We start from the raw sequence: 217 nt of genomic DNA, 5'->3' as shown, positions 1-217 counted from the left end.
GAACACATACGATTCATGTTTGGGACACCGAAGGCGGAGTCGCATTTAGCTGTGAAGAGTTTACTATAAATCAGGTGATGGTGATAGACTATCCTCGTTACTTTACACCAAACGGAGATGGGATACACGATGCTTGGAATATAGTAGGCTTGTCGAATTTTGCGGAACAAACCACGATTTACATCTTTGACCGTTACGGAAAACTTTTGAAACAGTT

Annotated in this window: 1 protein-coding gene; it reads left to right on the top strand. The window is 41.5% G+C overall.

Features of this window, described 5'->3' with window-relative positions; translation table 11 throughout:
* Positions 1-217, top strand: a 217-nt coding sequence (locus tag HA632_RS00030; RefSeq protein WP_176305201.1) for a T9SS type B sorting domain-containing protein, incomplete at both ends; no start/stop codon positions are given.

The sequence above is a fragment of the Flavobacterium sp. J49 genome (assembly GCF_011742145.1).
GTDB lineage: Bacteria > Bacteroidota > Bacteroidia > Flavobacteriales > Flavobacteriaceae > Flavobacterium.
Note: the sequence above shows the minus strand (reverse complement) of the source record. Positions and strands in the feature narration are given on the sequence as shown.